Below are 9,028 nucleotides of genomic sequence, written 5' to 3' on the forward strand. Positions count from 1 at the left end.
CCGCACATCCGGAGCCGGAATGTGCGGGGGATTTTCTTTTTTGGATTTCCTGAATATAGAAAAATAGATGCATTTTTGCAGCCGCTATGCGCCGATACGATAGGCAGCACGTCCGGAATCGAAGAGATTGGTTCCGGTAGAGTCTGCGGCGACGATTAACGGGAATGCTTCCACCCGCAGCCGTTTGATCGATTCGCAGCCGAGATCGTCGTAAGCGATCACCTCACAGGCTTTGATACAAAGTGCAGCAAGGGCGCCAGCGCCACCGATCGAGCAGAGATAAACCCCTTTGTTGCGGACAATCGCGTCATAAACCGCGGGGGAGCGCTCCCCTTTGCCGATCGTAGCGGTCAGCCCAAGGTCCATCAGCTTGGGGGTAAACGGATCCATCCGGCTCGAGGTGGTTGGGCCGCAGGAGCCAATCGCCATCCCTTCTGGAGCAGGGGTCGGACCTGCGAAATAGATAGCTGATCCCTCGAGCGGGAATGGGAGTGTCCCGCCCTCATGGATGGATGCCATGAGCCGCTTATGGGCAGCGTCCCGCGCGGTATAGATCACGCCGGAAAGGAGTACACGGTCCCCGGTGCGCAGCTCGGGCGCCCGGACTGCGAGGTCTTTGGCGTCAATGTTCCATGTTTGCATCTGTATTCCCTCCAAGATAGCCAGCCTGGTCCGCAGGCGTTTCAAACGGCTGCGGTTCCTCCTGTGTATAGATGAGCGAAAGCTCCTCCGGGGAAAACCGCTTTTCCACCTGCCCGACTACCTCCTGCATCACATCAATCCGGTCGTTGAGCACAAAGAGGATCTCTTCGATGGATTTGCGCAGGCGGGAGGCATCCCCCTTAAAGCTGCCCAGTTCGGAGTAAAAGCTGTTCATCCGCTGCTGGGCGGCCATGGCGATCTCCTGTGCCTGCGTATGGGCGGCGGCGACGATATGGTCCGCATTCTGGCGGGCCTCGATGATGGTATCCCCGATCTGGTTGGAGATTTCATCGTATTTTTTGCTCTTGTAGTCCAGGCTTTCGGCCCGGAATTGCAGCTGGCGGTTGCGCTCAAGCTGAATCTCGATCTCACGCGCCCCGTCTGAAAGCTGCTTTTCGAGCGTGCGGTTCTGCGCTTCCAACTGGGAAATCTGCTCCTGCGCCTGCCTTGCGACCTCCCGTTCCTGCTCCAGCTGGGCGGCGACCGTCTCAAGCTTGGCGTTCTGTTCGGCGAGCTGCGCCTCCAGGCTGCGAATATGCGCGAGCTGGGATTCCTGCGCTTTTCCAAAGCCCTCCAGCTTCTCCTGATATTCTTTTTCTGTATTTTGAAAATTTTCGTTCAGCGTATCTATGTAATAGAGCACCGATTTTTTGTCAAAGCCGCCAAACGTCGCGGTCTTGAAAAATCCGGGTTCTGGCATCCTGAAACATCCTTTCTATCTTGGGATATGAAATAGATTCTAAGATATTATAACATTTTCGTCGGGAAATACAAAGGAAAATTTGCGGATGATGCGGGATTTCCGGAAATTTCTTGCGACAGGCGCAGATGCCGGAGGAAAATCCCCGGCATCTGTCATTATTGGTATTTGGCTGCGGTCCCGTAGGCCATGACCTCCGCCGCCCCCTGTAGGATCGAGGATGAGGTATAGCGCACGCCCACGATGGCATCCGCTCCCAGCGCCTGCGCTTCCTCAATCATCCGGTTGGTAGCGATCTGGCGCGCCTGGTTCATCATGTCGGTGTAAGATTTCAGTTCACCACCTACGAGGGTTTTCAGCCCCTGTGTGATGTCCCGCCCGATGTTTTTCGACTGGATGGTGCTGCCTTTCACCAGCCCCAATAGTTCTAGCTCTTTTCCTGCGATCGTTTCGGTTGTAACCAGTAACATCCTGCTGTACCTCCATTTATTGTTTTCAAAAATTTGCCCGAGGGGCCTTTTCCTTTGTCAAAAGTCCCCTGCGGCGGCCCTTGGGCCGGAGCAAAAAAATCGTGTAGAACTTTTGACGATAAACCAGATTCTGCGTATTTGCATTTTTTACATTATAGACTGTGCTGCAAGATGTTGTCAACCTTTACGCAGATGTTCTGCGCTCCTCTCTTAGACGGCGGGCAAGCAGGATAAAGACCGGTGCAGCGAACATGCCGGCCACCCCGGCGATTTGCAGCCCCGCATACATCGCGGTGATCGTGGCGATCGGATGCAGGCCGATCTGCGCGCCGACCACCTTGGGTTCCACGATATTGCGTACCACTGCGATGATCCCAAACAGAAGCAGCAGCCCCGCGCCGCCCGCTGCATCCCCGCCAGCCAGCAGGACGATCCCCCATGGGACAAGGACGGTGCCGCTGCCGATCAGTGGGAGCAGGTCAAGCAGGGTGATGACTGCGGCAACCGGCAGGACATAATCAAACCGGAGCAGCCATAGCCCAATGGCAAGCTGGACAAAGGTGATCGCCATAATGATCGTGTAGGCGCGCAGATACTGCCAGACCGTTTCACGCAGGAATTCCTGCAAACAGTCCATCCGGTCGGAACGGGGCATCAGGGAGCGCAGGAACCGCCCCACCTGATGGTAGTTTGCGGCAGTGAGCATCGAGATCACAATGGTGAACACTGCGGCGAGCAGGAGCATAGGAAGCTGTGCCGCCAGCCCTGCGGCCCAACCGACCAGGTGGGCCGATCCATCCACCGCCGCCTGCTGCACTGCCGAGGCGACCGCTTCGGAGAACTGCTCCAACCCACCGCTCGCGTCCCGGAACAGCCGCCCCGCGATCCCGTAGAACCACTCGTTAAACCGGGCAAACAGAGGGGAGATACATTCGGCATAGAGGGCGGGCAGGCGGGCAAGCAGCTCGTAGAGCTGGGCGAGCAGGATGGTGAAAAAGAGCACAAGCGCCCCTGCGGCGGCAAGGTAGAAGAAGGTCAGCACCAGTGCGGACGAAGCTTTTTCGCCCAGATGGGTGCGTGCGGAGAGGCGGAGCGCCGCAGGGCGCAGCAGCGTCGCGATTGCCGCGCCGAACAGGAAGGGCAGCAGCCAGAAAAAGACATACCGGATACAGAACCAGCAAAGCCCGCCGATGACCGCCCAATAGAGGGCGGCGGTGATCGTGTTCCACTGTTCGTCGCTGCGCATCTGATCCCACCTCCGTATTTCCAAAACGCTTTTTTCTTTTTATAGTATGCGAAGATCAGATACCGATATAACCGGCAGGAGAAAGATGCATGATATTGGCAGAAAAGCTGGGGTAGCAAAAAGGGATTTGTCGAAAATAAACAGTCTTTGCTGGATTTTTCTACAAAGATGGGGGAACCTGATACTTTACAGCAAAGGATGGTTATGATAAACTGTATCTGATAGCAATACAAAAGTGTGCAGGAGGCGGACAAGATGCTGGAAAACCGGGAGTTTTTGCTGGTGGATGCCCAGGCCCTGCCGGAGGTGTTCCTCAAGGTGGTGCAGGCCAAGCGCTATCTGGCGCAGGGGAAAGCGAAAAATGCCTCCCATGCGGCACAGCTTGCGGGGATCTCCCGCAGCGCGTTCTATAAATATAAGGATGCAGTCCGGCCGTATGACCAGCGGGAGAGCGGGAATATCCTGACCTTTTCGCTCACGCTGGAGGATCGGCCCGGGGTGCTTTCGGTGCTGCTTGGGGAGTTCTACCGGGCGGGGGCGAACATTGTCACCCTCAACCAGAACCTGCCGGTCGATGGGGTAGCGGCTGTCACCGTTTCGGTGTGCACGCGGGAAGGCTCGCGGGAACAGCTCCTCGACCTGTTCGCCGCGATCGACGGCATCGTGGAAGCCAAATCAATCGGATAAAGAAAGGGGTAAGCAGGATGATGAATATTGCTGTTTTGGGGTATGGGACGGTTGGTTCCGGCGTAGTGGAGGTCTTTTTCAAAAACCGGGAGAACCTCCAGCGGAAAGCGGGACAGGAGCTCGGCCTGAAATATATCCTCGACGTACGGGAGTTCCCGGACAGCCCGCACGCGGACCTGTTTGTCAAGGATTTTGAAACAATCGTCAACGACGAGAGCATCAAGGTAGTTGCCGAGGTGATCGGCGGCCTGGAACCGGCCTACAGCTTCACCAAAGCCTGCCTTTCACACGGCAAGAGTGTCGTAACTTCCAACAAGGAGCTGGTTGCGCAGAAGGGCGCGGAGCTGCTCGCGCTCGCGCGGGAAAACAAGGTCAACTATCTGTTTGAGGCGAGCGTGGGCGGCGGTATCCCGATCATCCGCCCGCTGCATATGTGCCTCGCGGCCAACCGGATCGACGAGATCGCCGGTATCCTCAACGGCACTACCAACTTCATCCTCACCAAGATGATCCGCGAGAGCATGCGGTTCGAGGACGCCCTCGCACTCGCGCAGCAGCTCGGCTATGCCGAACGCAACCCAGCCGCAGATGTCGAGGGCCATGACGCCTGCCGCAAAATCTGCATCCTTGCGGCGCTTTCGTTCGGGGAACACATCTATCCGAAGGATGTCAGTACCGAGGGGATCACCCAGATCACCCTTGAGGATGTTGCCTATGCGGCGTCCTGCGGCAGTGTCATCAAGCTGATCGGGCGCGCCCGCTGGAACGGTGAGGGCAGGAAGATCACCGCGATGGTTTCCCCTGCGTTCATCCACCACGAGAGCCAGCTCGGGACGGTGGACGACGTATTCAACGGCATCCTGGTGCGCGGCGATGCGACCGGCGATGTGGTGTTCTACGGCAAGGGCGCGGGCAAGCTGCCGACCGCTTCGGCTGTGGTCGGGGACATCATCGAATGCGCAAAGGCGCCAGGGACCAGCCCGTCGCTGCAATGGAAACCGTCCGAGGGCGGCAATGTCGCCGATCCGGGCGAGAACGTCACCGCAATGTATCTGCGCTGCCGGTCGGAAACGGTCAAGCTGCCTGAAGCGCTGAAAAAGCTGTTCGGAGAGGTACAGGAACTGCGCCGGGAGGGCCAGCCTGCGGACGAGTTTGCCTGTATCGTTTCGGCGCGTCCGGAACAGGAGATCAATACGTCCATCACCAAGCTCGCGGCGATGGATGTGGAACTGCTGGGCAAGGTCCGGGTGCTCGACTATTGAGCCGCCCAATCAGAATCCGCATCCCGGCAACCAGCGCGAATATCGGCCCGGGCTTCGATTCGATCGGGCTTGCAGTCAACCTTTATAACCATCTTACCATGGAGGAATTCGACGGCTGCGAGATCGTTTCTCTGGATTCCACGCCAGTGCCGCGCGGGGAGGACAACCTGGTCTATGCCTCCGCGAAACACCTGTATGAAGTCTGCGGGGTCCCGTTCCGGGGGCTGAAGATCGGGCAGATCAACAATATCCCGTTTGCACGCGGGCTGGGCAGCTCGTCCGCCTGCGTGATCGGCGGCCTGAAGGGTGCCAACCATCTGATGGGCAATCCGGTTTCGGACGACGAACTGATTAACCTCGCCGCAGGAATCGAGGGGCACCCGGACAACTCCACCCCTGCGCTGACCGGCGGCCTGGTCACTGCGGTGATCGACCGGGGCAGGGTCTATTATGTCAAGCAGGAGATCCGCGGAAATCTGCATTTTGTGGCGATCGTGCCCGACTTCGAGCTGAAAACTTCGCTGGCGCGGTCGGTCCTGCCCGATGCGGTCTCCCGGCAGGACGGGGTGTTCAACCTCTCGCGGGCAGCGCTGATGTCGGTGTCGCTTTACAGCGGCAACTACCGGAACCTGCGGGTTGCGGCGGATGACCGCCTGCACCAGCCCTACCGGCTCGGCCTGATCCGGGGCGGCGCCGAAGTGATGGAGCTGTGTTACAGCCTGGGCGCGTATGCTGCGTTTATCAGCGGGGCCGGCTCGACGATCATGGCGATCGTGGACGCTGCGCTTCCCGATTTCGGGGGCTGCATTTCCCGGCACCTCCCCGGTTTGGGACTGGATGGATGGCAGGTGCATACATTATCAATAGACAACATAGGAACCGTTGTTGAAACGGAATAATACAGAGGCTTTTCCAATGGTTTGATTGCTAAGGGGCTGGTACCATTCCGCGCGCTTTGGCGGATGGTACAGCTTCTAAAAACCAGCGGCCGGTCTGATGCGGGCCGGCACGCTTTCGGGAGGAATGAAGATGAATCTGGTGGTACAGAAGTTCGGGGGAACATCTGTCAAGGACGCACAGCGCGTCTTTAATGTGGCGAAGATCGTCACAGACACCTATCAAAAGGGAAACAACGTGGTGGTGGTGGTTTCCGCACAGGGAGACACCACCGATGACCTGATCGCAAAGGCCGGGGAGATCAATCCCAACCCCTCCAAGCGGGAGATGGATGTTCTGCTCTCGACCGGGGAACAGATTTCGATGTCCCTGCTCGCCATGGCGATCGAGCGGATGGGCTTCCCGGTGAAATCACTGACCGGCTGGCAGGCAGGTTTCCTGACCGACTCGACCCACGGCTCGTCCCGCATCCGCCGGATCAACAAGGAGCGGATCGACAACGAGCTTTCCAAACGCAACATCGTGATCGTAGCGGGTTTCCAGGGGATCAACCGGTATGACGACATCACCACGCTGGGCCGGGGCGGCTCGGACACGAGCGCGGTTGCGCTGGCTGCGGCGCTCCACGCCGACCTTTGCCAGATCTATACTGATGTGGACGGCGTTTACACCGCAGACCCGCGGCTGGTGCCGGGCGCGCACAAGATGGATGAGATCACCTATGACGAGATGCTTGAGCTTGCCTCGCTCGGCGCGGGTGTGTTACATAACCGCTCGGTCGAGATGGCGAAGAAGTACGGCGTCAATCTGGAGGTGCTTTCGAGCCTGACGCAGAATCCCGGCACCAAAATTAAGGAGGTTGTCAAAGTGGAAAAAATGTTGATTCGCGGCGTCGCGAGGGATAACGATGTGGCGCGCATTTCGATCGTGGGTGTGCCCGACCAGCCGGGCATTGCATTTAAAATCTTCTCCCGGCTCGCCGCCAAAAAGGTGAATGTGGACATCATCCTCCAGTCAATCGGCCGGGACGATACCAAGGACATCAGCTTCACTGTGCCGCGTTCAAGCAAGCAGCTCGCAATGGAGCTGATGGAGGAGATCAACGAGCGGTGCGGCGGAAAGGGGATCATCTGCGACGACAACATCTCCAAGGTCTCGATCGTCGGCGCGGGAATGCAGTCCAACCCGGGCGTCGCGTCCAAGATGTTCGAGGCGCTCGCCGAAGCAAACGTCAACATCCAGATGATCTCCACCAGCGAGATCAAGATTTCGGTGCTGGTCAAACTCAGCGATGCGGATAAGGCGGTCAACGCGATCCACGACGCTTTCGAACTATAAGAACCCGTATTTACAACCATTTGACACCGTCTGGGCGGGTCTTTCGCCGTCCTGCCGCGTTGAAAAATCCTGCAATACACAAAGGATTGCCTGCATTTTTTCGCCTTGCAGGGCAGCAAACTCCCTCGCCCATCCGGTATCCTCTGAATTTATGAATACAGGTTCTAAAAATTCGGGCTGGTACAAAAGATCACAGCCAACCCCCGCCCGCTTTTACGCCACACGAAGAGCCGCCTTTCGGGCGCAGCCGCCGCAGGCGGCTCTTAGCGTGAGATGCGGCGGAAGTTTGCTCCTGGGAAGCGCCGCTCTGACCGGCTTCTGCACGCCGCTGCGGCAGTTTTTCGGGCTTTTGCCGCCCTTCGGACTGCAAAAGCCTTTTCTGTTTTGAAAGCACCTATGGATTGTGCAGAAGCTGTCAGGATTAAGAAGGGGTGTCAAACCTCCAAAAGTTAGGAATGAAAGAAACTTGATGAAAATTCTTGCGATAGAAAGTTCCTGCGATGAAACCGCGGCGGCAGTCGTCGAGGACGGCAGACGGACGCTTTCTTCGGCGATCTATTCGCAGGTGGCCGAACATCAGAAATATGGCGGGGTCGTGCCCGAGATCGCGTCCCGCCGCCATACCGAACAGATTGTGCAGGTGGTGCAGGCGGCGCTGGACCAGGCTGGCTGCACCCTTAGCGAGGTGGACAAGATCGCGGTGACTGCGGCCCCCGGGCTGATCGGCGCGCTGCTCGTCGGGGTGAATTACGCTAAGGGGCTTTCGATGGCTTCCGGAAAACCGCTGATCCCGGTGCACCATATCTGCGGGCACATTGCCGCAAACTATCTGGCGCACCCGGACCTGGAACCGCCCTTTCTCTGCCTGGTGGCGTCGGGCGGGCACAGCCATATTGTCGAGGTGCGGGATTACACCGATTTCCGGATTATCGGGCGCACCCGGGATGACGCGGCGGGTGAGGCGTTCGACAAAGCCGCGCGTGCGATGGGATTTCCCTATCCGGGCGGGGTTTACATCGACCGCGCCGCGCCGCTGGGGGACGACAGCAAATACCGTTTGCCCCGCCCGCGCGTGGAGGGGTCGGAGTATGACTTCAGTTTTTCCGGGCTGAAAACGGCTGTCATCAATCTGCTGCATAACGCGTCCCAGAAAGGGGAAACTGTGGACAGGAACGCGCTCGCGGCTTGCTTCCAGCGGGCGGCCTGCGAGGTTCTGGTGGACCATTTGGAGCGGGCTGCGCAGGCGTATGGATATACCACCATTGTCGCAGCGGGCGGTGTTTCCGCAAACAGCGGGCTGCGCGGCAGGCTCGGGGAGATGTGTGCTAGGCATGGATATGCCCTCTATCTGCCGCCGCTCGAGCTCTGCGGGGACAACGCTGCGATGATCGGTGCGCAGGCGTATTATGAGCAGCTGGTTTATCCCCCGGCGGGCCTGGACCTCAATGCGTCCGCGTCCAAGGGGATCGACACTGTGTTCTAAGAACCTGTTCCGTATTTATTTGTGCAAGGGGGCTTTTTCTCTTGCAAAAAGCCCCCTCTTGCCGCTTCGCGGCAATTCACCCGAAAAAAGCGCTTCACAGGATAAGTGTTCCGCCGCGTGCGCGCGGCGTCGGGGGCTCCGCCCCTCGACCCCGCCACCTTTGAAAAGGTGGACGAAACTTTTGGATAAAGGACAGGTAAAAAGCGGCACCCGGCCCGGAAGGGAGGGGCCTACGGGGAGGGG

At 58.3% G+C, this 9,028-nt stretch carries 9 protein-coding genes; 5 read left to right on the forward strand and 4 right to left on the reverse strand.

The window, feature by feature from the left end; all coding sequences use genetic code 11:
- Positions 1-84: 84 nt before the first annotated feature.
- The 4 genes from C814_RS06100 to ytvI all read right to left on the reverse strand — a co-directional run bounded on the left by C814_RS06100 (position 85) and on the right by ytvI (position 3,118).
- Entirely contained in the window at positions 85-642 is a 558-nt protein-coding gene (locus C814_RS06100) for a FumA C-terminus/TtdB family hydratase beta subunit (protein WP_016314744.1), read from the reverse strand.
- Positions 623-1,402: a hypothetical protein gene (locus tag C814_RS06105; protein WP_016314745.1), complete on the reverse strand. Its 780-nt coding sequence runs from the start codon at positions 1,400-1,402 to the stop codon at positions 623-625. Before C814_RS06105 ends, C814_RS06100 begins: the two co-directional genes overlap by 20 nt.
- Positions 1,403-1,560: 158 nt before the next feature.
- A complete protein-coding gene (locus C814_RS06110; protein WP_016314746.1) occupies positions 1,561-1,872 on the reverse strand; it encodes a YbjQ family protein in 312 nt (103 codons plus the stop codon).
- Between the two features lie 184 nt (positions 1,873-2,056).
- Positions 2,057-3,118 (reverse strand): sporulation integral membrane protein YtvI, encoded by a 1,062-nt coding sequence (gene ytvI / locus C814_RS06115; RefSeq protein ID WP_016314747.1) that lies wholly within the window; start codon positions 3,116-3,118, stop codon positions 2,057-2,059.
- A 255-nt stretch (positions 3,119-3,373) separates the two neighbouring features.
- On the opposite strand from ytvI, the gene C814_RS06120 reads away from it, so the two are divergent.
- From C814_RS06120 to tsaD, 5 genes are all read left to right on the forward strand, one after another.
- On the forward strand, positions 3,374-3,805 hold the full coding sequence (locus C814_RS06120) for an ACT domain-containing protein (protein ID WP_016314748.1): 432 nt from the start codon (positions 3,374-3,376) through the stop codon (positions 3,803-3,805).
- A 17-nt stretch (positions 3,806-3,822) separates the two neighbouring features.
- Positions 3,823-5,067, forward strand: a complete 1,245-nt coding sequence (locus tag C814_RS06125; RefSeq protein WP_016314749.1) for a homoserine dehydrogenase — start codon at positions 3,823-3,825, stop codon at positions 5,065-5,067.
- The gene (gene thrB / locus C814_RS06130) at positions 5,064-5,966 is read left to right on the forward strand and encodes a homoserine kinase (RefSeq protein WP_016314750.1); all 903 of its coding nucleotides are present in this window, start codon (positions 5,064-5,066) and stop codon (positions 5,964-5,966) included. Before C814_RS06125 ends, thrB begins: the two co-directional genes overlap by 4 nt.
- A 130-nt stretch (positions 5,967-6,096) precedes the next feature.
- On the forward strand, positions 6,097-7,302 hold the full coding sequence (locus C814_RS06135) for an aspartate kinase (RefSeq protein ID WP_016314751.1): 1,206 nt from the start codon (positions 6,097-6,099) through the stop codon (positions 7,300-7,302).
- A gap of 469 nt (positions 7,303-7,771) precedes the next feature.
- A complete protein-coding gene (tsaD, locus tag C814_RS06140) occupies positions 7,772-8,785 on the forward strand; it encodes a tRNA (adenosine(37)-N6)-threonylcarbamoyltransferase complex transferase subunit TsaD (protein ID WP_016314752.1) in 1,014 nt (337 codons plus the stop codon).
- The last annotated feature ends 243 nt before the right edge of the window (positions 8,786-9,028 follow it).

Source organism: Anaerotruncus sp. G3(2012) (assembly GCF_000403395.2).
In the GTDB taxonomy this organism is placed as follows: Bacteria; Bacillota; Clostridia; order Oscillospirales; family Ruminococcaceae; genus Anaerotruncus.